This is a genomic window from Peptacetobacter sp. AB845 (assembly GCF_047528295.1).
In the GTDB taxonomy this organism is placed as follows: domain Bacteria; phylum Bacillota; class Clostridia; order Peptostreptococcales; family Peptostreptococcaceae; genus Peptacetobacter.
Genome location: NZ_CP180001.1, coordinates 1410605 through 1433619 on the forward strand (window position 1 = coordinate 1410605; position 23015 = coordinate 1433619).

Consider the following 23015-nt stretch of genomic DNA (forward strand, 5'->3'; position numbering starts at 1 on the left):
AAGATATAAAATTTTGAAAGGATGATATATATGAAAGACTTAATATTAGAAACAAAAAATTTATCAAAAGAATATAAAAATCAAAAGGCAGTAGACAAAGTTTCGCTAAACATAGAAAGAAATACAATATACGGTTTATTGGGACCAAATGGGGCAGGGAAGTCTACAATTTTAAAAATGATTGTTGGTTTATTAAAGCCTACAGATGGAGAAATAATTTTTAATGGAAATATATTGGAAAGAAAAGATTTAAAATATATAGGCTCATTGATAGAATCGCCAGCACTTTACGGAAATTTGACAGCAGAAGAGAATCTTATGGTATATACAAAACTACTCGGTATACCTAAAACTAGAATAAAAGAAGTTTTAGATATTGTAGATTTGAAAAATACAGGTAAAAAAAGAGCTTCTCAATTTTCAATGGGAATGAAGCAGCGATTAGGGATAGCAATAGCTCTTTTAAATAATCCAAAATTATTAATCTTAGATGAGCCAACAAATGGTCTGGATCCATTTGGAATTCAGGAACTTAGAAATCTTATATCTTCTTTTCCTAAAAAAGGGATAACAGTTATATTATCAAGTCATATACTTTCTGAAGTATCTCAAGTTGTGGATAAAATAGCGATAATAAATGAAGGAAAGTTACTTTTTGAAGGAATGCCAGATAAGGATGAGAATTTAGAAGAGTTCTTTACAAATACAATAATAAAAAATAAAAATATATAAATAAAGGAGATTTATTATGAATAGAATAGAAGCAGAACTATTAAAGTATAAAAAAACTATGATGTCAAAACTAATATTGATTATACCTGTATTTTTCGCAGTTTTTTCTATGGCGGTGCAGATAATAATTTCTGAAAATCCAGGAATTAAAGTGGATATGGCTTCAAAAGAGAGTTGGAAGATGTTTTTAACATTATCATTTAACTTTTGGTCTTTTATATTTATTCCTATGATATCAGCTCTTTTGGCAGGATTGGTTGCAAATCAAGAGAAAAAAGTAGGAAATTACAGAGCACTTTGTTGCCATGAGATTAGACCTTCAAAAATTTGGTTTTATAAAATAATGGGAATGGTAGTGTATATGCTAATTGCAACAATAGTATTTATAGTAGTTGAAGTAATAGCAGGTTCGATGAGTGCTGTAGGAAATATTTCGTTTATAAAAATATTAGTTGCTACAATAGCTTGTTTTTTAGTATCAATATCAATTTTACCAATACAATTATTCTTTGCTACAAATTTTGGAATGATTATCAATTTAGCTGTTGGATTTGTTGGAATGTTAAGTGGTGTATTAATGGCTCCTGAAAAGTATTGGATACTTAATCCTTACTCATGGGCAACTAGACTTATGTGTCCATTGATAGGAGTTCATCCAAATGGAATAGTATTAAATCAAGGTGATCCGTTATTGAATGGTGATGTAATTGGAATAGGTATTATCCTTTCTATAGGAAGTTTTTCTATATTATTATTTATAACTGGAAAATTATTTGAGAAAAAGGAATTTAGATAAGGTACAAAAGGAGAGAAAAAATGATTAGTTTTTTAGAGGTTGAATGGTTAAAAACAAGAAGAAGTTTGATAAGGTGGATTGTATTTTTAACTCCGATAATTATCTCTGGATGTGCAGTATCATATTTAATATACAGAAAAGATATTTCAAACTATACTATCTATCAAAGTTTCTTTTCTATATGGTCTGCATGTATAATTCCGATTGGAGTAGGTATTATTACTGGATATTTAATATATGAAGAAAATTTAGCTAATAGTTTTAATATAATACTTAGCAATGGGATAAATAGAAAAAAATTTTACTTGGCGAAATTTTTATTTTCAATTATTGCACAGGCTGTGTGTACATTTTTAGCTGTAATTATACTATGCTTGGGAATGAATGTATTAAATTCTAATAATTTAGATATAACTTTATTTTTAAAAGCAAGTCTATTCAGCATTATAGGAACTCTGCCAATTATGGCAATACATTTAATAATAAGCTTTATATTTGGGATGGGAGCATCTATTGGAGCTGGAATATGTGGCTTTTTAGTAGCAACTTTCATTGGAACAACAGCTATAGGAGATAATATTTGGATGTTTATACCCTGGTCTTATCCTGTAAAAATGAGTATGATTCCTTATATATTACAAATGAATAGTACGGAACTATTAGCACAAATACAGAGTCAAATAAATTTATTATTTTTATTGAGTATAATTTTAGGTGCAATATTCTTAATAGTCGGTGTTATTTGGTATAATAATTGTGAAATAAGAGATAATCGAGGTGACTAAATTGAGTACAATTTTAATTATAGATGATGAAAAAGATTTAGTTAAATTATTGGAAAAAAAGATAAAAGAAAATGGTCATGAAGTACTTGTAGCATTTGATGGAGAAGAAGGCATAGAAAAATCAAAGTTAAATCCAGATTTAATTCTTTTAGATATAATGATGCCAAAGATAGACGGATTTGAGGTATGTCAGAAAATAAGAGATAATGTTGTTTGTCCAATTATATTTTTGAGTGCAAGACAAAGCGAAACAGACAAGATAAGGGGATTTAATCTAGGTGGAGATGATTATATTACAAAACCATTTGGACTTAGAGAACTATTAGCAAAAATAGAGGCAAATTTAAGAAGGGAAAAAAGATCTCAATATTTGAATGAAGAAAATAAAAGAAGAAAGCTATACTTTGGAAATTTATCTTTAGATATAAAAGATAGGGTAGTTGAAGTTTGTGGAAAAAATATTCCTCTTACAAAGACAGAGTATGAAATTGTAGAGCTATTGGCATTAAATGCGGGACAAGTGTTCACAAAAGAGCAGATTTATGAAAAAGTTTGGGGATATGATAAGGACGGAGATAATACAACAGTTGTTGAGATGATAAAAAAGATAAGAAGAAAATTCTCTAACGTAGATGATACAGAGCAGTATATATCTACAGTGTGGGGAATAGGATATAAATGGAATAAAAGGTGAAAAATATGATAAATAGTGCATTAGATAATTCAACAAAAAAGAGAAAATCATTAGCAGTTACATTTAGGCATTCATTTGTTCTTATAGTAGTATTTAGCTTAATTTCAACAATAATCACATATTTATTATCTATGTTATTATTTAATTTTGCTCTTAATTCAGAAAAAATAAATCCAGCTAATTATTATGAAAATAAGATTCCAGCCATTGAGAAATATGTAGAATCGAAGGGAATGGATATTTTAAAAAGAGATAGCGAAACGGAATTAAAAAATATTGTAAAAGGATACGATTTTTTCTATCAAGTTGTAGATATAAATAATGAAGAAAAATATACAAATTTTGATAAGAAAGTGTTTAATGATAAGAGTGAATTTCAGAAATCAATTAATAAGACAATTTCAAAAAATAACTATTATGTAAATAGTATTCCTATATTTGATAAAGAAGGTAATTTAGAAGGTGCAGTTTTGATAATGTATAAAATTAGCTTGATTGCAGCTAATAGCAATAAAATTCTTCTAAGACTTATTAGTATATTTATAATATTAGTTCCATTTTTATACATTATTTTATTCACTATTATCCTATCTAAAAAAATTGCCAAGAAAATTTCAAGGCCAATAAATATTTTGGTGGATGGGACAAATAAGATAAAAGAAAAGAATTTAGATTTTGAGCTTGATTACGACGAAGATGATGAGCTTGGAGATTTGTGTAGGGCATTTTCAGACATGAAGGATGAGTTAAAGGATTCTTTATCAAAGCAATGGCAGCTTGAACAGGATAGAGTAGAAATGGTATCTTCATTGGCTCATGATTTAAAATCTCCACTGTCTATTATAAAAATTTATTCTGAAGCGATATTGGATGATAACAATATAAATAAGGATACAAAAGAGTATGTTGAGGTCATAGAAAAAAACATAGATAAGAGTGTGTCTCTAGTACAGCAAATGCAGTATACTTCGGAAATAGATAATTCTAAATTAGAGGTAAAAAAATTAGAAATAAATATAAGAGAATTTTTAGAAGAAAAAATAGAAGAATATAGATTAAAAGCAAAACAAAAGAAGGCAAGCGTTGATTTGCATGTAAGTAAAGAAGTACCAGAAATAATTACAGTAGATATAGAAAAGCTAGAGAGAATATTGGATAATGTAGTATTAAATAGTCTACTGTATATAGATTTTGGAGGAAAAGTAGAAATAGGTGCTCGTTTTGAAAATGATAAAATAATTTATTCTGTAATTGATGATGGAATAGGATTTGATAAGGAAGATATAGATAAAGCTTTTGATAAATTTTATCGAGGTGATAAAGCCAGACAAGGTGTACACTCTGGATTAGGTTTATACATTTCAAAGCAGTTATGTGAGATTTTGGGCGGTGGAATTAAAATATTTGATGTTGAAAAAGGAAGTAAGATAGAATTTTATCATAATATTTTATAAAACTGAGAATAAATAGTATAATGAATATATAGCAAATAAACTTGAAAGGATGAACTTATATGGCAGGTATAAAATACGATATAGTTAAAGAAGTTGGAGTTGTTTCTGAAAATAGCTCAGGGTGGACTAAAGAGATAAATCTTATAAGTTGGAATGATAGAGCTCCAAAATACGATATAAGAGATTGGGCTCCAGGACATGAAAAAATGGGAAAAGGAGTAACACTATCTGTAGACGAATTAAAAGAATTAAAAAGAATACTAGATGAAATGGATATTTAGATATAAAAGTATTAAATTAAAAAGTATTAAATTAAAAAGTATTAAATTAAAAAGTATTAAATTAAAAAATATTAAATTAAGTAGATATATAAGGAGATAGGGTAATTATGAAAATGTTTCAAAATATAACACAGGTACATCAGTACAATAATTGTGACGAATTTATCAAAGAATTTGAAATAGGAGAAAGTGATTTTATTATTGCTACAAAGACAATTTACAATAAATATTTTGCAGAAAAAGGGCTTAAAGCAAAAGTATTTTTCAAAAGTGATTATGGAAAAGGTGAGCCTACTGATAGAATGGTAAATGCACTTTTAGAAGATTTTAGAAAATCTGGGTGTAGTCGTGTAATTGCAATAGGTGGGGGAGCAGTTATAGATATGGCCAAAATTCTTGTTTTAGCAGGAAATGGAGATGCAGCAGATTATTATCAGAAAAAGGTTGAGCTTAAAAAAGAGCTTCCTATAATAGCTGTACCAACTACATGTGGTGCAGGTAGCGAGGTTAGTAGTGTTACAATAGCTGAATTTGTAGATATGGGGACAAAGATTGGTCTTGCAGATCCTTCATTATTCCCAGATTATGCTATTATAATTCCAGAACTTTTAACAGAGCTATCATATGACTTTTTTGCAACGAGCGCAATAGATGCATTAATCCATGCAATTGAGAGCTATGTTTCACCAAAAGCCAATTTATACACAAGAATGTTTGCATGTAAGGCTATGGAAATACTTATTAAAGGATTTAGACTTATATCAGAAAATGGGCCAGAGTATAGATTTAATTTATTAGAAGAATTTTTAGTGGCTTCAAATTTAGCTGGAATCTCATTTGCAAATGCAGGAACAGGTGCGGTGCATGCAATGAGTTATCCTTTAAGCGGTGTCTATCATGTTACACATGGTGAAGCAAACTATCAGTTCTTAACAGAGGTATTTAAACATTATCAAGCAGCTAACCCAACAGGATTTATTACTGAGCTTAATGAATTTTTAGGAGATATACTTGAATGTAATCCGGATGATGTTTATCCTGAGATTGAGAAGCTTTTAGACAGTGTAATTGCTAAGAAACCACTTCATGAGTATGGTATGAAAGAGGAAGAGATAGAAAGTTTTGCTGTTAGTGTTGAAAAAAGTCAGCAGCGTTTGTTAAATCAGAGTTATGTTAAGTTTAGTGTTGAAGAAATGATGGAGATTTATAGAGCTTTATTTTAATTAGGAATGTAAGAAAGAGGATGAGTAGAATTACTCTCCTCTTTTTTTATTTTTTGCATTATGATAAAATAAAAAGGATAGTTATAAATAGAAAAGGAGAAAAAAATGGAAACAATTAACATAAACAAAGAAACAAAAAAACCAAGACAGAAAACACTTGATCCTACAAAACTAGAGATACAGGAACAGTACATGGACAAGGTTAGAGCCATAAACGAAAAATGGGCTAAGAAAAAAAGAAGAAAACCAACTGTTGGGCTAGGAACATTTGGGTGTCAGATGAACTGGTACACAATGAAGAAATAACCTAGTAATATCAACGCTTTCACGTTGTTTACTAGGTTATTTTTTTATTTTTTATATATAAAAGTATGTGTTAATCCATTTTTAAATACTATTGAGTCAACTCTAGCATTTGAGATAATAATTCTATCTATTATGTTAGAGAAGAAGTCTTTTAATATTTTTCTACCACCATCAAGAGTCAATTCTCTTACAGTATTATTATCTAAATTTATATTCAAGTTGAATAAAAAATCATTCATATTATCAATAAATAAAAAATCAGTATCGCAGTTTAGGTTATTTTTTATCTCTAAAGTTTCTAGCTTGTTTTTTAATTCTTTTATTTTTTTATCAATATCATTCTTTTTTTCGTAGTACATATTCTCATCCATGTCATGGTCAGAGTATAGGTATAGGTTAATCAATCTCTCTTTAGCTCTTTCAAGGTTGTTTAAAGATGATGTTATTTTTTCGTGTTCATGTTTTATAAAAGTATTGTTTACATTATCCTCTTTTTCATTATTGTATTCATAAGTTATATCTTGTTTTGTTTTCTGGAAGTAATTTATAGCTATAAATGTATCTCTGATAGAATCTTCAGTTAGTAGAACATCCTCAAACAAATCTCCAGAAAGTAGTAATGATTCAAGAGCCTCAGAACTTATACAAACTACATTGAAACTTTTTATAAAGTTAAGAACATAATGCAGAACAAAATCACCAATAGATACATCTGATACAGACATCTTGTTGTGACAAGCTCCACCTTTTGTTCTAGCACCACAAACATATCTAGTAGGTCTGTAACCATCACTTCTAGCTCTATCAAGACAAGCTTCAAATTTGCGACCACAATCTTTACAAACCAATAACCCACCAAATATATGCTGAACATAGTTTTTCTGTCTCCAGCGTGCAGAATTTCTTTTAGAGTTAAATTCTATTATTTTGTTACATCTATTCCACTGATCCTTTGATATTATACCTATATGATTATCTTCTTTTATAACCCATTCATCTTTTGATTTCTTTTTCCCTCTACCAGATTCACGATAGTTATATCTTAAAGTACCATAATAAAAAGGATTGTGGAGTATATCGCCAACTGTTTTACTGGTCCATGTTCCACCACGTTTGGTAGCTATGTTATTATCATTTAGAAAGTTTGATATTTTTACAGTTGATTTTACATCTTCATACATATCAAATATGAGATGAATTGTTTTAGCTTCAGACTCGTTGATTACAGGATACTTAGTTTCTTCATCATAGTCATAACCCAAAGGAACATTTGCACCATTCCACATACCTCTCTCAGCTCTTGCAAGCATTATTGAAGTAACCCTCTCAGAAGTAAGTTTCCTTTCAAGCTCCGCAAATACAAGTATTATTTTAAGCATTGCCTCGCCCATAGCAGAACTAGTATCAAACTGTTCATTTTTAGATATAAATGTACAATCATATTTTTTTAGTTCTTCGTACATATCGCAGAAGTCTAGTAAGTTTCTGCTAACTCTATCTATTTTCCATACGAACAGATGAGAGAACTCTTTATTTCTAATACGTTCCATCATCTCCTGGAAGGCAGGTCTATTTGTGTTTTTACCACTAAATCCTGCATCTTCAAAGATTTCATAATCATCTATATTAAAAGCATATTTTGCATAGTTTATAAGGTCTTGACGTTGTACTGGTAGTGAGTCCTTATCAATCTGATAAGTAGTACTAACTCTAATATAGAGAGCTGCTTTCATCTTTCTCAAGTACCTCATCATATATATCTAGTAACTTTTTACAAGCAGCAGAGTAGAGAAGTCTTATAAATCGTATGTCATGCTTTAATAGTATTTGCTTGAGTGTATTAAGAAATTTTCCACATATTTTTATTTTTAATAGTAATATTTTCCATTGTAGTATTTTGAAATTCATATATACCACCTCCATGGAAATATTAAAACATATGTTTGGTAGAAGATAAACCACTAAAAAGTGGTGTTAGAATTAAGAGCATAAAAAGAGTAAAAGATGTATTAAAAAAATAGACTTTGAACATTATGATATAAGTAATAATTTATTATTAAAATTATACGATTTAGAAAAACTAAATGCCTCTATTGATAATTTTTTATATTCATCAATAGAGGCATAATATGAGATTATTTTTATTTAAAAAAATCAATAATACTATCAGAATTAATATTAAATTTTTTTCTTAAAGTAATTATATCTGATGATTTAAAATCATAATCATGTATATCTAGAATTGTTAATATAATCCTTAAAGAATAGATTAAAAAATTATTTAATTTTTTACTTAGGTTATTAAGTAGATTAGTTTCGTTAGAATATAAAATATCACTTAGATAATCAAAATTATTATTTATTATAGGTTCTTTTAAATGTATTTTGTTTGAATTACTAGCATAAATATTAAAGAAAAAATCAAATTCATTTTTGAATTTTATATAATATATACTTTTAATAATTTCCTCTTTTAAAAATCTAAAACTTGTACTACTAACCTTATCTAAACTTTTTTCATCTTTTTTTAGAAAATAATAAACTAGCTTTAAGAATAATTCTGAGGACATTCTTAAGCAAGTATCAATACAAATAGAATCTTTTAATGGTAAGTATAAAAGGATTCGATATAATGTATTTCTTAAATGACCTAATATAATAGAAAAATCATTTAAATTTTTATTATTAGAAATTTTAATGATAGTATACATAGAAAAATCTATTTTTTCTAGGCAATCAAAAATTTTATCATAATTCCTAGTATATTTTATATATGGAAAATTTTTCCCTAAAAAATATTTGTACGCATTATCTACCATATTTTTTTAGTAATTCCTCCATGTAGTTTTTAGATGAATTAGATTTAGGACTACTTGTTGGTATTTTATAATCTAGCAATTTTGCAAAACAATCAATAAAAATATCTATTTCATCAGAATTACTTTTTTCTAATACCCTAATAAGTTTACCCAACGAAATAGTTCTACTTTTTAAAAGATATGGTTTAACTTTAATATTTAAAGAATCAAATAAAAAATTAAGTTCTTTATTAGATTTGAAAATAGATTTAGAAAGAACTACACTTACTAGAAGAGAATACAATTCCATCCTCTTAATTTCGATTTCATCTATATTTAAAATTGTTTTTAATTTTTTTTGCCACATTAACATTTCACCTTTACTCATGACTATTAAAACCCTCGACTTTCTTTATAAATTCATTAACAATAGACTCTAAATTATTTATGATTTTAGTATCGTTTCTATCATAAATAAATGTTTCTAATTTTGCACCGGATAACTTAGGATAAAAGTAAAACATATTTTTAAAAAAGTCAATATCTTTTATACTAGATTTTATGTCTAAAATATTTTTTTCTTGTGTCTTATTTTTTGAATCTTCTTCTTTTTTATTGCCAGATTTTAAAATCTTTGTGAATATAATCCCTAAAGAATCTAATGGTTTTGCTTTAAATAAACTTCTATAGGAATCTTTTATTTGTTCAATTACAGCTTGAAGAAGATTGACACCTAAAAGAGAATAAGCATCTGGAGTTACAGGTATAAAATAAAAATCACTTGCTAAAAGTGATGAAACCGTATAAAAAGAATATGTTGGAGGACAATCTATAAAAATATAATCATAGTTTTTCCTTAAATTGTGCTCATCTAAAATATTATATAATTTTTGCTCATTAGTACTATTATTATCTCTTTCCATAAAAATATTAGATAAAGCTCCAGGTATTATATCTAAATTTTTATTAAGAGTTAGAATTAAATTCTCCAAATTGATTTCAGCTATTCTTGATTTTTTATATAATTCCTGTATAGAAGGATAAGTAGGATTATCAGATAGCATTGAACCATCTAAAACTTGAAATTTTTCAAAAAATGATTGTGTACAATTTGATTGGGGATCCATATCTATAACAAGTACTTTTTTATTTTTAGCTTCTGAAATAGTATAGGCTATTTCTTTGCAAAGAGTAGTTTTGCAAACCCCACCTTTCATATTTAGGAAAGATATAACATTTCTTTTCATAATATAATCACCTCATTTTAAAATTTATTATATATATACACATTGGGATAGTTACTCAAAATGAGATAACGATTATCCGTTATGTGTAGATAGTCATGGTTAAGCGATAGATAGTAGAAGCTCTGTAGAAGGATGTCCTCGCTTACAGATAGCTCATCAGATAGTTCATGAATATTTGACAAGTTTTTCTTTAGAGCTACCATCAGTTCGTCTATAGGAACTAAGAAGTTGCACGCCCACCTTAAAGCCTTGTTTTCACATTTGGCAATAGTCAGCTTATCAAAGTAGTTGGTAGGATTAATGTTGTTGCCAGCAGAAGTAAAATGATGTCCAAGTTCTTCAGCTAATACCTCTGTCATATGGATTATATTATCCTTAAGGAAATTAGCAAGAAGAATCATTCTAATACCATGTCTAGCAACATATAGAGCTTCAGAACGATATTCTGGGATTTCATCAACGAATTTAACAATAATATTTTCTTTTTCAGCTAAGTCAAGAAGTTGCTCAAACTTAGTCATTTTTCTTTTTCATTTCTTCAAAAATTAAATAGTCAATGAAATCATCAAGTCTTTTTCTACCTTCCTCAGAAAGTTGCTGAGTGCGGTCATCAGTATGTGCTGCTATTGTATTTTCTTCATAGTTTCTTATGTTAGTTCTTCCTAGTAGGTAGTCTATAGAGACACCGAAAAATTCAGCCCAATTTTCTAAAATATTAACCTCAGGTTTTCTTTTGTCATTTTCATACTGTGAAATAGTAGATTTATTAAAAGTAGTATGATATTTATCATTAAATATTTGAACAAGTGTATCCTGTGTCATATCTTTTTCATTTCTTAATTCTTTAAAACGCATTCCAAAAGTTGTCATAAATAATACCTCCTTATAATTAAAATATAATTCAAGTTTTCGTTTACGTAAACTTTAGACAAGGAAATTAATAAAAAGTTTCAAAAAAAGTAAACTTTAAACTTGACAAGTTTTGTTTATGTGAATATAATTGAATTATAAACTTAGTTCACACAAACAAAACTAAGTTTTGAAAGAGAGGTGATAATATGCCAAATAGAAATATAAAAGCTGAAAGAGTAAGGTTTGGCTATAATCAGGAATATGTAGCGTCAAAGCTTAATATTTCTAAAACAACATACAATTTAAAAGAAAATGGTAAAAGAGAATTTACCGAAAATGAAATGAGAATATTAAGTAAGTTATTTGGAAAAACATTAGATGAACTTTTTTTTAATTAATAAGTTCACATAAACAAAACATAAACTATTTTATTTGATTTTCTCATATATTTATTAACTCTTAAATTTAAAAAATGTAGTTTAAAGCCTTTAAACACACATATTGGAGGTGAAAGAAATGACTAGAGAATCAATCCTTGGAAAGAATAATCCTTTTTATAAAGCAAGGATAGCCTCTAATAAAGATGATTTCAAAAATAGACGAGATACTGCTGAGAATATATACATCAGTAGAAGACGGCTTGAAGAAATCGAGACAGGAAAGAGAGAGCCATATACAGATGAGCTTTTGATAATGGCTGAGGCTTATGATGCACCATACTTAGTTGAACACTACTGCAATCACATTTGCAAGATTGGGCAAAAGTTTGGTTGTAAGTATGTTGAGAATAAGGGAGATGCATATAAAGCGACAGTAATGTTTATTAAATCTTTGAAAGAGGCAGAGCAAGCAAAAGAAAACATATTAGAGATACTTTCAGATGGTGAGGTAACACCAGATGAGATAAATATGTTAGATGAAGCTATAAGCAAGTTGAATGAAACAATGACAGATATTATCAATCTGAAAATAGCATTAGAAAAAGAAAAAATCAAAGGAGGTAAAAAGTAATGACAATAACAAATTTAGAGCCAATAGCAGAAGTAAAAGTTGCAAATGATGTTGAGTTAGTTTCATTAGGAGAAGAACTTAACATAAGAACAGATGAAAATGGAGAAACATTAATAAGCGGTAGAGAGTTACACGAAAGTTTAAAAGTAAAAACAAGATATAATGATTGGTTTTCAAGAATGGTAGATTATGGATTTACTGAAAATGTAGATTTCATAGCTATTACTCAAAAAAGAGTAACAGCTCAAGGCAACGAAACAACTCAAACAGACCACCTACTAAAGTTGGATATGGCAAAAGAGATTGCAATGATTCAGAGAACACCAGAAGGAAAAAGAATAAGACAGTATCTTATTCAAGTTGAAAAAGCATGGAATAGTCCAGAGAAAATTATGGAGAGAGCTTTACTAATAGCTAAGAACAATATAAACAGACTAGAGATTGAAAATAAGGCAATGAAGCCTAAAGCAATTTTTGCTGATGCAGTAGCATCTAGTGAACAGTCAATTCTAGTTGGAGAGCTGGCAAAACTGTTAAAGCAGAATGGAATTAATACAGGTCAGAAGAGATTGTTTGAGTACTTGAGAGAGAATGGTTATTTGATAAAGAGAAAAGGCTCAGATTACAATATGCCAACTCAGAGAAGTATGGAGCTAGGGATTATGGAGATTAAGGAAACAGTTATAAATAATCCAGACGGAACAGTAAGGATAAACAAGACACCAAAGATTACTGGTAAAGGGCAGACATATTTCGTGAATAAGTTTTTAAACCCAAAGGAGGATTAAGAGATGCCAGAAGTATCAAACGAAGAAAGAATGAAACGTATTTGGAAGCAGTTAAATAAGCATGGAATATATACAAAGGAAGAGGCTATGAAAGCATATAGAGAAGTACCAAGAATAAATATAACTCCAATGGTAGCACCAATTGATTGGGATGAGCTGAACAGGATAAAAGAGGAGTTGTTTGGTAAATCTGATAAAGGAGCAAAAAATGAACGATTATAGAAGTCAGAGTAAGTACACAAAAACAAGTCATCAGGTAGGTGTGGAAAGAATAGAGATTATTGATCAGTATGCAAATGATAGAAGCACTAGAGCAATAAAGAAAGATAGTTTGAAAGTAATAAAAGATAGAGCAGCTAAATATTTGAGAGGTGAATAAGATGAAAAAGGCAGATATGTTTTTAAAAGGTTTTAGAATGAGTTATTTAGTTTTAGGAGTTCTAAGTGTAGCAGAAATGGTGGGAATAGAAGTAAATATGGTTTTATTTAGCTTTATATTCTTCATGGTTACATTCCCAGTAGATGTGTTAGTCGACAATATATGTCTTGTTAGAAAAGCAGAAAAGAAACTTTATAGCAAAAAGAGAAAGGTAGTGAGATAGATGATAACAACAGAAGGAAGATACCTAACAGTAGATTTAAATGGAGAGTTTGACTACTTCCAGCAGCATAAAGGGATGATAGTTGATGAATATCTTGAAGACCTTTTAAAAATGGATATGGATGAAATACTTGTAGAGGAAGAATGTTATAAATTCACAATAAAGTTAAGAGATAGAGCACAGGCTTTAATGTTTAAAAGATTACTTGATTTAGAGTTTGAAGAGTTTGACAGACAGAACCATGACTATGAATAGAGGTGAAGTAGATGAGTTTATTCGAATTGATATTAAAAGTTCTTCAACAAATTAAGTACAAATATATGAAAGGCTACATAGATGAGGAAGGTTATAACTGGCTGATGGGAAAAATAATGGATGCACTTAAATAAAAATAAAGCTCAGAGAAAAGATACCTGGCAAGTAAATACTCTGAGCTTAACTACAAACATCATAGAAAGGATAACAGAAAATGAGCGAAAATACAAGAAAATACTTAGAAGCTGAAGTAATAGTAAGCACAAAAGATATGAGTAGAGAGGATTGGCTTAAAGCTAGACAGATGGGAATAGGAGGAAGTGATGCAAGTGCAGTTGCTGGATTAAATCCTTGGAAGTCAGCTATGCAAGTCTACATAGACAAGAAAGAAGAAAATCCAAAAGAGATACATAGTTTCCGCATGGAACTAGGAAACAAATTAGAACAGACAGTAGCTGATATATTTACAGAGCAAAAAGGTCTTAAAACTAGAAATGTTAATGGACTTCTTAGAAATCCTAAGTATCCATTTGCAACAGCTAACATAGATAGAGCAATAGTAGGAGAAAAAGCCTTCCTGGAATGTAAGACAACTAATAGTTATGCTGCTAAAGATTGGGAGGATGGAAAAATTCCAATCAACTATGAGATACAGTGTTATCACTACATGGCAGTAACAGGAGCTGAACATTGTTACATAGCAGCTCTTATAGGTAATCAAGATTTTGTAATACATAAAATTGAGAGAGATGAAGAAACTATAAATCAGTTGATGGCAATAGAAAAAGAGTTCTGGGAAGAGAATGTTTTAAAAGATGTTCTTCCTGATCCAGATGGCTCTTATGTATGTGGAAAGTTTTTAGATGAGAAGTATAAGAATGTAAATGACGATACAGTCAATCTTTCTTATGTGAAAGACTCAGATAATTTGCTTAATAGATATGAGGAAATAAAAAGCGATATAAAGGATTTAGAGAAAGAGAAAAACATAATTGAACAAATATTCAAGGAAGAACTTAAAGAGGCTCAGAGAGGCACTGTGGGCGACAGAGTAGTAACTTGGAAGGCACAGGAAAGAGTAAGTATAGATTCCAAGAAGTTAAAAGAAGAACTTCCTGAGATAGCAGAAAAATATAGTAAAAAATCTAGTTATAGAGTTTTCAAAATAAAATAATTTAGTTGGAGGTAAAGAAAATGGCATCAGAAAATTTAAAAGGAGCATTAGAGAAAAAAGCAAATGGTACAGCAGTTAAAAAAGCTAGTCCAAGTAAAGGTATGGAACAGTTACTTAATAAAATGGCAGGTCAGATACAGAAGGCTCTACCAAGTATGGTTAGTAGTGAGAGATTCCAGAGAGTAGCACTTACAGCATTTAGCAACAACGTGAAACTTCAGCAGTGTGAACCAATGAGTTTTATAGCTGCAATGATGCAGTCAGCTCAGTTAGGGTTAGAGCCTAATACACCATTGGGACAGGCTTATTTAATACCTTATGGTAAACAAGTACAGTTCCAGATAGGTTACAAAGGGTTATTAGAATTAGCACAGAGAAGTGGAAAAATAAAATCTATATATGCTCATACTGTTAGAGCAAATGATGAATTTGACATAGATTATGGATTAGAACAGAAACTAGTACATAAACCAGATTTAAAAGGAAATAGAGGAGAAGTTATAGGATACTATGCGGTTTATCATCTTGATACTGGAGGCAATAGTTTTATCTTTATGACTAAGGATGAGATATTAGAGTTCGCTAAAAAGAAAAGTAAGACTTTTAATAATGGACCTTGGCAGACAGACTTTGATGAGATGGCGAAGAAAACAGTTATTAAGAAACTTCTAAAATATGCACCAGTAAGTATAGAAATGCAAAAAGCTATGACAGTTGATGAGACATCTAAGTCTGAAATAAGTGATGATATGAGCTTAGTTGAGGAGGATGAATACATAGAAGGTGAATTTGAAGAAGTAGTTACAGAGGGTGAAGAGTAATGGCAAAGTACAGAGCTTTACAAACTTCATTTTGGGATGATGCTTTTGTAGTGGACTTAACACCAGAAGAGAAATACTTCTTTATCTATATCCTAACTAATAGTAAATCAGCTCAGTGTGGTTGCTATGAGCTACCATATAGAGTTATGGAGATGCAGACAGGATACAACAGAGAAACAGTAGAAAAGCTTCTTAAACGTTTTGAAGATTATGGAAAGATAAAGTATGACCGAGATACCAAAGAAATTCTTATTATGAACTGGCATAAACACAATTACACTAAATCAATAAAAGTTGAGGCTTGCATCATAAAAGAAGTATCAAATATAAAATCTGATGAATTTAGAAGTATATTGATAGAAATTTGTAAAAAATATGGATATAACACAGAAGATATACCCTATACATACCCTATAGATACCGTATCGATAGACTATGGGGAAAAAGAAAAACAAAAACAAAAAGAAACAAAAAAAGAAAAAGAAAAACAAAAACAATCAGTAAGGATTGATGATGATGTTGAACAAGAAACTGATGTGAGTAAGGTTTTATATGAATACCTAACTAATATTTCTCTAGGTGATATAGAGGATATTAATAAAGCATTAGCTGCTAAAAATAGAGATGTAAATTATCTAAGAGAAAAATTAGAGATAATGCAGCACATAAGAGATATTAAGTATCCAGTGAAATATCTTCTTAAAGCTATAGAGGATGATTATAGAAGTTATGGTAAGAGCGAAGTTAAAGGAAGTAGCAGCAGGAACAAGTTTAAAAACTTTGATGAAACTGTTACTAAGTATAGTCCTGATGAACTGGAAGAAAAGATAAGACAAAGTCAAAGTAAAAAGTTTGGGTAGGGGTTAGCCTCTACCTGAACTGAATGATCAAGGAGATAGTATGGAAGGAATAGACTTTTTAAAAGTAGTTATATCAGAACTAACTGGAGAAGTTAAGGTTATAGCTGATAAGAATTTTATAAAGATGGACAAGAGAAAAAGAGCTGATTATTTAGAAGTAACGAGAGATTTGATAATACAGTTATGGATTAAAGCTGAGGAGGTAGCAGAAGATGAAGAAAACTAAGATATTAGCAATTGATATGGCAAAAGTAAATGAGGTAATAAAAGGATTAGAAAAAGATAACTTTGAAATTGTACAGTTTAATCACGAAGTAGCAAGTAATGGTCATATTTATATATTCCTTATGGCTCAGAAAGAAGAGGATAAGAGCATATACGAAAAAATGTATTTGCTAGAACAATATTGTGCAAAAAATCATTGTAGGAGTGGTAAGTGCAGAATAGAAAATATATGTAGTGAATATCAAGGTAATGGCTCATTTCTTTGGGATTTTAAAGATGTAGAAAAGGCTTATGAGGTGATAAGAGATGACAGATAAAGATTTAGAGATAAGAGGGAAATCAGTTGTAGTTTGGGAGTTCTGTAGAGATATGGAGAACTGTGATTGCTTAGAAGGTAGATGTCCTTTAGAGGATTTATGTAATAACAACCAGATACAGGATATAGAGTTTGATTATTCAGATGAGGACGATGTTAAGAAGATAGAAGAGGCTTACAAGATAGTAATGGAAGAGGATCAAGAAGAAAAACTATATACCAGAGAAGAGATAAACAAGTTATTAGGTATTGGATTAAGCGAAAAGGATTTTGAAGAGATGAAAGAAGCAATAAGTCAGTATTGCTATATAAGAAATTGTGATGATTGCTTGATGAGTCTTAAGTGTCCTAGAGGGAGAGAGGTTCCTGGTGATAATGGATGTGAAGACTGGGACGAGGCAGAATTAATAGAAGCATATAGATGCATAGAAGGAGTGTTGTAGATGAACGATAAGAAACTAAGATATCTTTTAAGATGGATTAAAAATTTAGAAAAAGTTGAAATAAATAAAGATGAGAAGTTCTATTATATAGCTAATTTAAGAGTTTTGTACAAGATAAAAAAAGAACATATGTATCTAAATCCTGAAGCATTTAACACTAAAAACGGAGATATTATTATAGAAAATATGTTAGAAGCTGGAATAGAGGCATATATGCAACGTATAGGATGTACAACAGAGGACGGAAATAGATTAAAAGCTCTTATCTATTCAGGGCATGGATATTCTATATATTTAGATGCCGAAATATTTAATACATTTGGAGCTAATACAGAGGTATTTTTCAATGTAGAAACAGGAATAGCGAGAATAGAAAAAATGGATAGACGAACAGAAGAAATTGAGACAGTTGGGTACATTAAACCAGAAGTTATAGAAAAGGAAAAATAATAAAAGTAACACGGATTGGAGGGAAAATAAATGGACGAAGTAATGTGCCCTTATTGTGGGAAAGAATTTAGAATAGAAACTTGCGATATTGCAGGTAATGAGGAATTTATAGATATGTGTCCTCATTGCGAAAAAGAAGTACAAATATATGCTGAAGTAGTTTTAGAACTTTATGCAAATGAAGTTGAATATTTTAATTGTGAAGCTTGTGGAAAAAAAGAATATGAAATAGACAGTGAAAAGTTACCATATGAAAAAGAAAATGGTGAATGGGAATATAAAAAGCTATGTGCTGGATGTTATTGGAAAGAATTAATGAAAAGGAGAGAAGAATAATGAATGCAATACATTTAATAGGACGATTAACAAAAGATCCTGATATGAGATACCTACCAGGAACAGAAACAGCATCAACAAATTTTCAGATAGCTGTGAGAAGAAATTTTAAAAACAGAGAAGGTAAATACGATTCAGATTTTATACAGGTACAAGTATTAGGGAAACCTGCTGAAGCAGCTGCTAACTATCTAAGAAAGGGTAATAGATGTGCGGTAGATGGTAGGTTACAGATAGATAATTGGAAAGATGATAAAAGTGGAGAATGGAAGAGTTTTACAAAAGTAATAGCTACTAATGTGGAATTTTTAGAGAGTGCAAATAGTACACCATCAATTCCAGAAGAGCCACAGTATAATCCACCAGAAGGATTTGGGGATGATATAGGTTATAACACAGTTGACGATGATGATGTGCCATTTTAGGAGGGAGTTATGAACGAAGAAAAAATAGTTCTAAGAAATGCTAGAAAGCTAAAATCAGCATTTAGACACTTAGGTGATAATGAGGTTGTAGATATAGCTTACGAGATAGTAAAAAGCAATAGAAAAGATAATGATGAGCCAGATGTAGAGGCTATAGATAAAGTTGTAAGTAATATATGTGGGGAACAATGTTAGGAGGAAAATATCATGGATTTGTTTGGGAAAAAGAGAATAGCTGAGTTAGAGCAGGAGAATGAAAGATTAAAAGAAGATAAAGAAGGAGTATTAAAGCTTTATAATACAACAATAAAAAATCATGAACAGTTAGAGCATGAATATAGAAGTTTAAAAGCTAGGAGTGAAGGTCTTAAATCAATAATGGAAGGTAAGAATAAGAAGGTTAGAGATCTAGAGGATAAAGTTAGATTATTAGAATTAGATGTTAAAGATTCAGAAATTATTATTAAGGATAGAGAAGAAAAGATAGATGCTGCTAATAAGAAAATCGGAAAGCTATATGACAGAATAGAAAAATTAGAAAAAGATTATGAGGAAGTACATAGTGCATATGAGTATAGAGATAGTTTAGCTTATGCGTACAATGAAGAGGCATTAAGATACAGAAAAAAATTGGAAAAATACGAATCTGTAATGGCACATGCAACATGTTCAAGTATGAATGATTTTAGATTACTTAGAGGAAAAGTTTATAATTCTTCTAAGCAAAATAAAAGGATAAGAAATAAATGCATAATGAAATTAGCTGACCAGATGGAAAAAATATTTAAGGAAATGTTAGGGTAGATTTATTCTACCCTTTAAGGTTGAAGGAGGATAAAATGCAGAAAATATTAGATATGTTCAGAAAAAGAAGAAACGATATAAGAAAACCAATTGAGATGGATAAAAGAGTAGTTATACAGATAGCTCAGGAAGAGCTTGCAGAGTTAATACAGGCAATAAGCAAAATGAATAGAGCCGCAATGTATTGGGAAAAACAAATGAAAAGAATACCACGCAGCAAAGAAGAAGATAGAGATATAAACAATAAATTATCTATGATAGAAAGACTTAGAAATAAAAAGTTTAAAGATAATTTATGTGAGGAAATGGCAGATGTGATAATAGCTTTAAGTTGGGTTATGGATGTTTATGGTGTAGCTGATAAAGATGTAGCTTGGTACATAAATATGAAAGCTAATAGAATGACTAAAAGAATAAAAGAAGGTGAGTTCTATTAAAAGTAAGTATGGTAGTAAGAAAATAGAGATAGATGGAATAGTATTTGACAGTAAAGCAGAAGGAGAATTTTATTTGTATCTCAAGGATCTAAAAGAGCAGGGGAAAATAAAAGAGATAATACTTCAAGAAAAGTTAGTTCTCCAGGAAGGTTTCAAGAAAAATGGAAAAACTAATAGAGCTATAACTTATACAGTAGACTTTACAGTACTGGATGATAAAGGAAATCTGACAAGGATAGATGTAAAAGGAATGGAAACTCAGCAAGGTAACTTAAAAAGGAAGATGTATGACTACAAGTACAAAGAGCCTTTGGTATGGGTAGCTAAAAATAAGAAGTATGGCAATGAACAAGGTTGGATTGAATATGATAGATTGAAGAAAAAAAGAAGAGATGCAAAGAAAGGGGTGATATCATTTTAGCAGCAATTATATTTTTATTAGTAACAATGATGATAACAAGTATTATATTAAATAGATTTTAGGAGGGATTGGATGGCGACATTGATAACTAGATTAAAAGATAAAGACTGTATAAAGGTGACAGAGGAAATATTAAAAGAGTATAAATATATTAAGCTAGGATTGAAAACTCTAAGAGAGCAGCTTGAGTTGATAGATGAGGATATTATAAGTTTGCCAGCAGTAGGATGTTCTGAAAGAGTTCAGATGTCGCTGTCTGGAAGTCCTACTGAAGATAGTGCTTTAGAAATAATAGAGCAAAAGAAAATGATAGAGAAGAAAATAGAAGAGAATGAGGCTTTAATAAAAGCAGTTGATAGAGGATTGAACAATTTAGATTTAATTCATAGACAAGTAATAGAATACACCATGATAGATAAGCAGAGTTGGGTTTATATATGCGATAAGTTAAAGTATAGTGAAACTCAATTGAGAGAGAAAAAGAAAGAAGCAATTAAATCATTATCTTATGCATTGTTTGGATATGATATATCAGATGAGGATGATTTATTAAAAAGAATATAACCTTTAATTATAATATTAGTTATGATAAAAGAAACCGTGGTTTTTCCGCAGATTTATAAAAATAAACGTGGTATTATAATAATATAAAAACTTAATAAATTGCTATACAGACGTTAAAGGATTTTATGTATAGCAAATGTGTAACCATATGAGAGGCAACTGTAAAAGGTTGTCTCTTTTTATGTGCCCAGAAAGGAGTGATATATATGGGCTAACAATCAAACAAAAGAAGTTTGCCGACGAGTATATCATTTCTGGTAATGCTACTGAGGCACGGATAAAGGCAGGTTATTCTAAGAAAACTGCTAGGAGTATAGGTTCAGAAAACCTTACAAAACTTGAAATTAAAACGTATATAGAAGAAAGAATGGCTGAAATAGATAGTCAGAAAATAGCTGACCAGAAGGAAGTAATGGAATATCTAACAAGTGTTATGAGAGGAAATGAGAAACAAGAACAGCTTATAACAATTGGATTAGGTGAAGGTATGACAAGAGCAGAAACCTTTGATGTAGAAGTTTCAGCTAAGGAACGAATAAGAGCAGCAGAATTAATTGGTAAAAGATATGGTATGTGGACTGACAAGCAAGATGTTAGCATAGAGCTTCCTGTATTTATAGATGATGTACCAGAGGAAGATTAATGGCAAATACATCTATAAGTAAACTGATTGGGAAAGGATACAATAAATTTTGGCATACTAAGAAATTCTATAAAGTTGTAAAGGGAAGCAGAGGATCTAAGAAATCAGTTACAACTCAGCTTGAAATGATTTATAAAATGATGAAGAATCCGTGGATGAATGTTCTGCGGATGAGAAGATACGGAAATACATTAAGAGATAGTGTATTTGTTGGTCTCAAAAGTGCTGCTAATAGATTAGGAGTGTCACACTTATGGAAGTTTACAGTGTCACCTATGGAACGGACCTATCTTCCAACTGGGCAAAAAATTCTTTTTAGGGGATTTGATGATGCTCTGAAACTTACTTCTATTCAGTTAGAAAAAGGACATATAACTCACTTATGGCTTGAGGAAGCCTATGAGCTTGAGAGTAAAGATAAATTAGATACAGTAGTAGAAGGTATGAGAGGGGAATTAGATGACCCTGAGGCATACAGACAAGTAATACTTACGTTCAATCCCTGGTCAGAGAATCATTGGTTAAAGAGTGAGTTCTTTGATAACTATGATGAAGATGTATTTGCTCTAACTACTACATACAAAGTAAATGAATTTTTAGATAAGCAAACTATAAAGAGATATGAAAAACTATATAAAACTAACCCTAGAAGAGCGAGAATTGTTTGTGATGGTGAGTGGGGAGTTGCAGAAGGACTTGTATATGAGAATGTAGAGTTTAGACCGCTAGACAAAGATGAACTTGCAAAACAAGGTTATACTCTGTTAGTTGGTTTAGACTTTGGTTTTACTCATGACCCTACAGCTCTAGTAGTTAGTTGGTTAGATATAGAGAATGAAACTTTATATATTATAGATGAGCATTATCAAACTGGTATGCATACCAAAGAGATAGCTCAAATGATTAGAAAAAAAGGATATAGTAAGTCAACTATCATAGCAGATAGTGCTGAGAAAAGACTAATATCTGAATTAAGAACAGAGCATGGATTAAGAAATATAAAAGAATCTGTGAAGGGGAAAGATAGTGTCAATCAAGGGATTGATAAGCTGCAATCATTAAGAATAGTTTGTGATACTTCTTTAGTTAATACCAAAGAGGAGTTTTACAGCTATGCTTATAAATTTGATAAGGTATCTGGTAAATTTACAAATATTCCAGAGGATAAGAACAATCACTTGATGGATGCATTGAGATATAGCTTGCAGTGTGTAAACAACAAAGTGAAAGTAAAACTATTCCAGGGTGGAATTTAGGAGGTGAGATATTGTT

General features: G+C 30.0%; 38 protein-coding genes. 32 read left to right on the top strand and 6 right to left on the bottom strand.

Annotated features, from left to right (window positions below; genetic code table 11):
• Window positions 1-30 precede the first annotated feature (30 nt).
• From ACK2WO_RS06600 to ACK2WO_RS06635, 8 genes are all read left to right on the top strand, one after another.
• Window positions 31-732, top strand: a complete 702-nt coding sequence (locus ACK2WO_RS06600; protein ID WP_414697141.1) for a lantibiotic protection ABC transporter ATP-binding protein — start codon at window positions 31-33, stop codon at window positions 730-732.
• A gap of 16 nt (window positions 733-748) precedes the next feature.
• Window positions 749-1528, top strand: a complete 780-nt coding sequence (locus ACK2WO_RS06605) for a lantibiotic immunity ABC transporter MutE/EpiE family permease subunit (RefSeq protein WP_414697142.1) — start codon at window positions 749-751, stop codon at window positions 1526-1528.
• A gap of 20 nt (window positions 1529-1548) precedes the next feature.
• The gene (locus ACK2WO_RS06610; protein WP_414697143.1) at window positions 1549-2313 is read left to right on the top strand and encodes a lantibiotic immunity ABC transporter MutG family permease subunit; all 765 of its coding nucleotides are present in this window, start codon (window positions 1549-1551) and stop codon (window positions 2311-2313) included.
• Between the two features lies 1 nt (window position 2314).
• Window positions 2315-3007, top strand: a complete 693-nt coding sequence (locus ACK2WO_RS06615; protein ID WP_414697144.1) for a response regulator transcription factor — start codon at window positions 2315-2317, stop codon at window positions 3005-3007.
• Between the two features lie 5 nt (window positions 3008-3012).
• The gene (locus tag ACK2WO_RS06620; protein WP_414697145.1) at window positions 3013-4461 is read left to right on the top strand and encodes an ATP-binding protein; all 1449 of its coding nucleotides are present in this window, start codon (window positions 3013-3015) and stop codon (window positions 4459-4461) included.
• A gap of 59 nt (window positions 4462-4520) precedes the next feature.
• Window positions 4521-4742 carry a YdbC family protein gene (locus ACK2WO_RS06625; RefSeq protein WP_414697146.1) on the top strand — a complete coding sequence of 74 codons (222 nt, stop codon included), beginning with the start codon at window positions 4521-4523 and terminating at the stop codon, window positions 4740-4742.
• 107 nt (window positions 4743-4849) lie between these two features.
• Window positions 4850-5965 (top strand): 4-hydroxybutyrate dehydrogenase, encoded by a 1116-nt coding sequence (locus ACK2WO_RS06630; protein WP_414697147.1) that lies wholly within the window; start codon window positions 4850-4852, stop codon window positions 5963-5965.
• A gap of 105 nt (window positions 5966-6070) precedes the next feature.
• Window positions 6071-6271, top strand: coding sequence for a hypothetical protein (locus ACK2WO_RS06635; RefSeq protein WP_414697148.1), 201 nt, complete (start codon window positions 6071-6073; stop codon window positions 6269-6271).
• Between the two features lie 44 nt (window positions 6272-6315).
• On the opposite strand, the gene ACK2WO_RS06640 is transcribed toward ACK2WO_RS06635, so the two are convergent.
• The 6 genes from ACK2WO_RS06640 to ACK2WO_RS06665 all read right to left on the bottom strand — a co-directional run bounded on the left by ACK2WO_RS06640 (window position 6316) and on the right by ACK2WO_RS06665 (window position 11186).
• Window positions 6316-8004, bottom strand: coding sequence for a recombinase family protein (locus tag ACK2WO_RS06640; RefSeq protein ID WP_414697149.1), 1689 nt, complete (start codon window positions 8002-8004; stop codon window positions 6316-6318).
• A gap of 408 nt (window positions 8005-8412) precedes the next feature.
• Window positions 8413-9090, bottom strand: a complete 678-nt coding sequence (locus ACK2WO_RS06645) for a hypothetical protein (RefSeq protein WP_414697150.1) — start codon at window positions 9088-9090, stop codon at window positions 8413-8415.
• Window positions 9080-9457 carry a hypothetical protein gene (locus ACK2WO_RS06650; protein WP_414697151.1) on the bottom strand — a complete coding sequence of 126 codons (378 nt, stop codon included), beginning with the start codon at window positions 9455-9457 and terminating at the stop codon, window positions 9080-9082. The genes ACK2WO_RS06645 and ACK2WO_RS06650 overlap by 11 nt, the downstream gene beginning before the upstream one ends.
• A complete protein-coding gene (locus tag ACK2WO_RS06655) occupies window positions 9450-10316 on the bottom strand; it encodes a ParA family protein (protein WP_414697152.1) in 867 nt (288 codons plus the stop codon). The genes ACK2WO_RS06650 and ACK2WO_RS06655 overlap by 8 nt, the downstream gene beginning before the upstream one ends.
• A 17-nt stretch (window positions 10317-10333) precedes the next feature.
• The gene (locus ACK2WO_RS06660) at window positions 10334-10837 is read right to left on the bottom strand and encodes an ImmA/IrrE family metallo-endopeptidase (protein WP_414697153.1); all 504 of its coding nucleotides are present in this window, start codon (window positions 10835-10837) and stop codon (window positions 10334-10336) included.
• Window positions 10830-11186, bottom strand: a complete 357-nt coding sequence (locus ACK2WO_RS06665; protein WP_414697154.1) for a helix-turn-helix domain-containing protein — start codon at window positions 11184-11186, stop codon at window positions 10830-10832. The genes ACK2WO_RS06660 and ACK2WO_RS06665 overlap by 8 nt, the downstream gene beginning before the upstream one ends.
• 188 nt (window positions 11187-11374) lie before the next feature.
• Here ACK2WO_RS06665 and ACK2WO_RS06670 point away from each other — a divergent pair, with 188 nt between their 5' ends.
• The 24 genes from ACK2WO_RS06670 to ACK2WO_RS06785 all read left to right on the top strand — a co-directional run bounded on the left by ACK2WO_RS06670 (window position 11375) and on the right by ACK2WO_RS06785 (window position 22999).
• Entirely contained in the window at window positions 11375-11566 is a 192-nt protein-coding gene (locus ACK2WO_RS06670) for a helix-turn-helix transcriptional regulator (RefSeq protein ID WP_414697155.1), read from the top strand.
• 118 nt (window positions 11567-11684) lie between these two features.
• On the top strand, window positions 11685-12179 hold the full coding sequence (locus ACK2WO_RS06675) for a hypothetical protein (RefSeq protein ID WP_329999772.1): 495 nt from the start codon (window positions 11685-11687) through the stop codon (window positions 12177-12179).
• Window positions 12179-12967, top strand: a complete 789-nt coding sequence (locus ACK2WO_RS06680) for a phage antirepressor KilAC domain-containing protein (RefSeq protein WP_414697156.1) — start codon at window positions 12179-12181, stop codon at window positions 12965-12967. Before ACK2WO_RS06675 ends, ACK2WO_RS06680 begins: the two co-directional genes overlap by 1 nt.
• A 3-nt stretch (window positions 12968-12970) precedes the next feature.
• Complete coding sequence (locus tag ACK2WO_RS06685) at window positions 12971-13189, top strand: hypothetical protein (protein ID WP_414697157.1); 219 nt, start codon at window positions 12971-12973, stop codon at window positions 13187-13189.
• Entirely contained in the window at window positions 13176-13346 is a 171-nt protein-coding gene (locus ACK2WO_RS06690; protein ID WP_201417053.1) for a hypothetical protein, read from the top strand. Before ACK2WO_RS06685 ends, ACK2WO_RS06690 begins: the two co-directional genes overlap by 14 nt.
• 1 nt (window position 13347) lies before the next feature.
• Entirely contained in the window at window positions 13348-13569 is a 222-nt protein-coding gene (locus ACK2WO_RS06695; RefSeq protein ID WP_414697158.1) for a hypothetical protein, read from the top strand.
• Window positions 13570-13824, top strand: a complete 255-nt coding sequence (locus tag ACK2WO_RS06700; protein ID WP_201417056.1) for a hypothetical protein — start codon at window positions 13570-13572, stop codon at window positions 13822-13824. It abuts the gene before it with no gap.
• 11 nt (window positions 13825-13835) lie between these two features.
• Window positions 13836-13958 (top strand): hypothetical protein, encoded by a 123-nt coding sequence (locus ACK2WO_RS06705; protein WP_414697159.1) that lies wholly within the window; start codon window positions 13836-13838, stop codon window positions 13956-13958.
• 80 nt (window positions 13959-14038) lie between these two features.
• Window positions 14039-14998 (top strand): YqaJ viral recombinase family protein, encoded by a 960-nt coding sequence (locus ACK2WO_RS06710; protein WP_414697160.1) that lies wholly within the window; start codon window positions 14039-14041, stop codon window positions 14996-14998.
• A gap of 20 nt (window positions 14999-15018) precedes the next feature.
• Complete coding sequence (gene recT / locus ACK2WO_RS06715; protein ID WP_414697161.1) at window positions 15019-15819, top strand: recombination protein RecT; 801 nt, start codon at window positions 15019-15021, stop codon at window positions 15817-15819.
• Window positions 15819-16679 carry a hypothetical protein gene (locus ACK2WO_RS06720; protein ID WP_414697162.1) on the top strand — a complete coding sequence of 287 codons (861 nt, stop codon included), beginning with the start codon at window positions 15819-15821 and terminating at the stop codon, window positions 16677-16679. The genes recT and ACK2WO_RS06720 overlap by 1 nt, the downstream gene beginning before the upstream one ends.
• Before the next feature lie 40 nt (window positions 16680-16719).
• Window positions 16720-16905 carry a hypothetical protein gene (locus ACK2WO_RS06725; RefSeq protein WP_414697163.1) on the top strand — a complete coding sequence of 62 codons (186 nt, stop codon included), beginning with the start codon at window positions 16720-16722 and terminating at the stop codon, window positions 16903-16905.
• Window positions 16892-17221, top strand: coding sequence for a hypothetical protein (locus ACK2WO_RS06730; protein ID WP_414697164.1), 330 nt, complete (start codon window positions 16892-16894; stop codon window positions 17219-17221). Before ACK2WO_RS06725 ends, ACK2WO_RS06730 begins: the two co-directional genes overlap by 14 nt.
• Window positions 17211-17663 carry a hypothetical protein gene (locus tag ACK2WO_RS06735; protein WP_414697165.1) on the top strand — a complete coding sequence of 151 codons (453 nt, stop codon included), beginning with the start codon at window positions 17211-17213 and terminating at the stop codon, window positions 17661-17663. Before ACK2WO_RS06730 ends, ACK2WO_RS06735 begins: the two co-directional genes overlap by 11 nt.
• The gene (locus ACK2WO_RS06740) at window positions 17664-18113 is read left to right on the top strand and encodes a hypothetical protein (protein WP_414697166.1); all 450 of its coding nucleotides are present in this window, start codon (window positions 17664-17666) and stop codon (window positions 18111-18113) included. It abuts the gene before it with no gap.
• 30 nt (window positions 18114-18143) lie between these two features.
• A complete protein-coding gene (locus ACK2WO_RS06745; protein WP_414697167.1) occupies window positions 18144-18449 on the top strand; it encodes a hypothetical protein in 306 nt (101 codons plus the stop codon).
• Entirely contained in the window at window positions 18449-18874 is a 426-nt protein-coding gene (locus ACK2WO_RS06750) for a single-stranded DNA-binding protein (protein WP_414697168.1), read from the top strand. Before ACK2WO_RS06745 ends, ACK2WO_RS06750 begins: the two co-directional genes overlap by 1 nt.
• Before the next feature lie 9 nt (window positions 18875-18883).
• Entirely contained in the window at window positions 18884-19069 is a 186-nt protein-coding gene (locus ACK2WO_RS06755) for a hypothetical protein (RefSeq protein ID WP_414697169.1), read from the top strand.
• Window positions 19070-19081: 12 nt separating this feature from the next.
• On the top strand, window positions 19082-19678 hold the full coding sequence (locus tag ACK2WO_RS06760) for a hypothetical protein (RefSeq protein WP_414697170.1): 597 nt from the start codon (window positions 19082-19084) through the stop codon (window positions 19676-19678).
• Between the two features lie 35 nt (window positions 19679-19713).
• A complete protein-coding gene (locus tag ACK2WO_RS06765) occupies window positions 19714-20115 on the top strand; it encodes a hypothetical protein (RefSeq protein ID WP_178411335.1) in 402 nt (133 codons plus the stop codon).
• The gene (locus ACK2WO_RS06770; protein ID WP_414697171.1) at window positions 20102-20536 is read left to right on the top strand and encodes a DUF1064 domain-containing protein; all 435 of its coding nucleotides are present in this window, start codon (window positions 20102-20104) and stop codon (window positions 20534-20536) included. Before ACK2WO_RS06765 ends, ACK2WO_RS06770 begins: the two co-directional genes overlap by 14 nt.
• Before the next feature lie 72 nt (window positions 20537-20608).
• Window positions 20609-21100 carry a DUF1492 domain-containing protein gene (locus tag ACK2WO_RS06775; RefSeq protein ID WP_414697172.1) on the top strand — a complete coding sequence of 164 codons (492 nt, stop codon included), beginning with the start codon at window positions 20609-20611 and terminating at the stop codon, window positions 21098-21100.
• A gap of 181 nt (window positions 21101-21281) precedes the next feature.
• Window positions 21282-21743: a terminase small subunit gene (locus tag ACK2WO_RS06780; protein WP_414697173.1), complete on the top strand. Its 462-nt coding sequence runs from the start codon at window positions 21282-21284 to the stop codon at window positions 21741-21743.
• On the top strand, window positions 21743-22999 hold the full coding sequence (locus tag ACK2WO_RS06785) for a PBSX family phage terminase large subunit (RefSeq protein ID WP_414697174.1): 1257 nt from the start codon (window positions 21743-21745) through the stop codon (window positions 22997-22999). The genes ACK2WO_RS06780 and ACK2WO_RS06785 overlap by 1 nt, the downstream gene beginning before the upstream one ends.
• Window positions 23000-23015 lie beyond the last annotated feature (16 nt).

Excerpts from the sequence above, each read along its gene's own strand:
- ACK2WO_RS06725 (WP_414697163.1), top strand. The coding sequence starts at position 16,720 with ATGGAAGGAATAGACTTTTTAAAAGTAGTTATATCAGAACTAACTGGA.
- ACK2WO_RS06730 (WP_414697164.1), top strand. The coding sequence starts at position 16,892 with ATGAAGAAAACTAAGATATTAGCAATTGATATGGCAAAAGTAAATGAG.
- ACK2WO_RS06740 (WP_414697166.1), top strand. The coding sequence starts at position 17,664 with ATGAACGATAAGAAACTAAGATATCTTTTAAGATGGATTAAAAATTTA.
- ACK2WO_RS06620 (WP_414697145.1), top strand. The coding sequence starts at position 3,013 with ATGATAAATAGTGCATTAGATAATTCAACAAAAAAGAGAAAATCATTA.
- ACK2WO_RS06650 (WP_414697151.1), bottom strand. The coding sequence starts at position 9,457 with ATGAGTAAAGGTGAAATGTTAATGTGGCAAAAAAAATTAAAAACAATT.
- ACK2WO_RS06765 (WP_178411335.1), top strand. The coding sequence starts at position 19,714 with ATGCAGAAAATATTAGATATGTTCAGAAAAAGAAGAAACGATATAAGA.
- ACK2WO_RS06745 (WP_414697167.1), top strand. The coding sequence starts at position 18,144 with ATGGACGAAGTAATGTGCCCTTATTGTGGGAAAGAATTTAGAATAGAA.
- ACK2WO_RS06780 (WP_414697173.1), top strand. The coding sequence starts at position 21,282 with ATGTGCCCAGAAAGGAGTGATATATATGGGCTAACAATCAAACAAAAG.
- ACK2WO_RS06705 (WP_414697159.1), top strand. The coding sequence starts at position 13,836 with ATGAGTTTATTCGAATTGATATTAAAAGTTCTTCAACAAATTAAGTAC.
- ACK2WO_RS06625 (WP_414697146.1), top strand. The coding sequence starts at position 4,521 with ATGGCAGGTATAAAATACGATATAGTTAAAGAAGTTGGAGTTGTTTCT.
- ACK2WO_RS06685 (WP_414697157.1), top strand. The coding sequence starts at position 12,971 with ATGCCAGAAGTATCAAACGAAGAAAGAATGAAACGTATTTGGAAGCAG.
- ACK2WO_RS06695 (WP_414697158.1), top strand. The coding sequence starts at position 13,348 with ATGAAAAAGGCAGATATGTTTTTAAAAGGTTTTAGAATGAGTTATTTA.
- ACK2WO_RS06680 (WP_414697156.1), top strand. The coding sequence starts at position 12,179 with ATGACAATAACAAATTTAGAGCCAATAGCAGAAGTAAAAGTTGCAAAT.
- ACK2WO_RS06675 (WP_329999772.1), top strand. The coding sequence starts at position 11,685 with ATGACTAGAGAATCAATCCTTGGAAAGAATAATCCTTTTTATAAAGCA.
- ACK2WO_RS06720 (WP_414697162.1), top strand. The coding sequence starts at position 15,819 with ATGGCAAAGTACAGAGCTTTACAAACTTCATTTTGGGATGATGCTTTT.
- ACK2WO_RS06690 (WP_201417053.1), top strand. The coding sequence starts at position 13,176 with ATGAACGATTATAGAAGTCAGAGTAAGTACACAAAAACAAGTCATCAG.
- ACK2WO_RS06785 (WP_414697174.1), top strand. The coding sequence starts at position 21,743 with ATGGCAAATACATCTATAAGTAAACTGATTGGGAAAGGATACAATAAA.
- ACK2WO_RS06635 (WP_414697148.1), top strand. The coding sequence starts at position 6,071 with ATGGAAACAATTAACATAAACAAAGAAACAAAAAAACCAAGACAGAAA.
- ACK2WO_RS06660 (WP_414697153.1), bottom strand. The coding sequence starts at position 10,837 with ATGACTAAGTTTGAGCAACTTCTTGACTTAGCTGAAAAAGAAAATATT.
- ACK2WO_RS06670 (WP_414697155.1), top strand. The coding sequence starts at position 11,375 with ATGCCAAATAGAAATATAAAAGCTGAAAGAGTAAGGTTTGGCTATAAT.
- ACK2WO_RS06735 (WP_414697165.1), top strand. The coding sequence starts at position 17,211 with ATGACAGATAAAGATTTAGAGATAAGAGGGAAATCAGTTGTAGTTTGG.
- recT (WP_414697161.1), top strand. The coding sequence starts at position 15,019 with ATGGCATCAGAAAATTTAAAAGGAGCATTAGAGAAAAAAGCAAATGGT.
- ACK2WO_RS06630 (WP_414697147.1), top strand. The coding sequence starts at position 4,850 with ATGAAAATGTTTCAAAATATAACACAGGTACATCAGTACAATAATTGT.
- ACK2WO_RS06775 (WP_414697172.1), top strand. The coding sequence starts at position 20,609 with ATGGCGACATTGATAACTAGATTAAAAGATAAAGACTGTATAAAGGTG.
- ACK2WO_RS06640 (WP_414697149.1), bottom strand. The coding sequence starts at position 8,004 with ATGAAAGCAGCTCTCTATATTAGAGTTAGTACTACTTATCAGATTGAT.
- ACK2WO_RS06760 (WP_414697170.1), top strand. The coding sequence starts at position 19,082 with ATGGATTTGTTTGGGAAAAAGAGAATAGCTGAGTTAGAGCAGGAGAAT.
- ACK2WO_RS06600 (WP_414697141.1), top strand. The coding sequence starts at position 31 with ATGAAAGACTTAATATTAGAAACAAAAAATTTATCAAAAGAATATAAA.
- ACK2WO_RS06605 (WP_414697142.1), top strand. The coding sequence starts at position 749 with ATGAATAGAATAGAAGCAGAACTATTAAAGTATAAAAAAACTATGATG.
- ACK2WO_RS06610 (WP_414697143.1), top strand. The coding sequence starts at position 1,549 with ATGATTAGTTTTTTAGAGGTTGAATGGTTAAAAACAAGAAGAAGTTTG.
- ACK2WO_RS06665 (WP_414697154.1), bottom strand. The coding sequence starts at position 11,186 with ATGACAACTTTTGGAATGCGTTTTAAAGAATTAAGAAATGAAAAAGAT.
- ACK2WO_RS06655 (WP_414697152.1), bottom strand. The coding sequence starts at position 10,316 with ATGAAAAGAAATGTTATATCTTTCCTAAATATGAAAGGTGGGGTTTGC.
- ACK2WO_RS06750 (WP_414697168.1), top strand. The coding sequence starts at position 18,449 with ATGAATGCAATACATTTAATAGGACGATTAACAAAAGATCCTGATATG.
- ACK2WO_RS06710 (WP_414697160.1), top strand. The coding sequence starts at position 14,039 with ATGAGCGAAAATACAAGAAAATACTTAGAAGCTGAAGTAATAGTAAGC.
- ACK2WO_RS06700 (WP_201417056.1), top strand. The coding sequence starts at position 13,570 with ATGATAACAACAGAAGGAAGATACCTAACAGTAGATTTAAATGGAGAG.
- ACK2WO_RS06755 (WP_414697169.1), top strand. The coding sequence starts at position 18,884 with ATGAACGAAGAAAAAATAGTTCTAAGAAATGCTAGAAAGCTAAAATCA.
- ACK2WO_RS06645 (WP_414697150.1), bottom strand. The coding sequence starts at position 9,090 with ATGGTAGATAATGCGTACAAATATTTTTTAGGGAAAAATTTTCCATAT.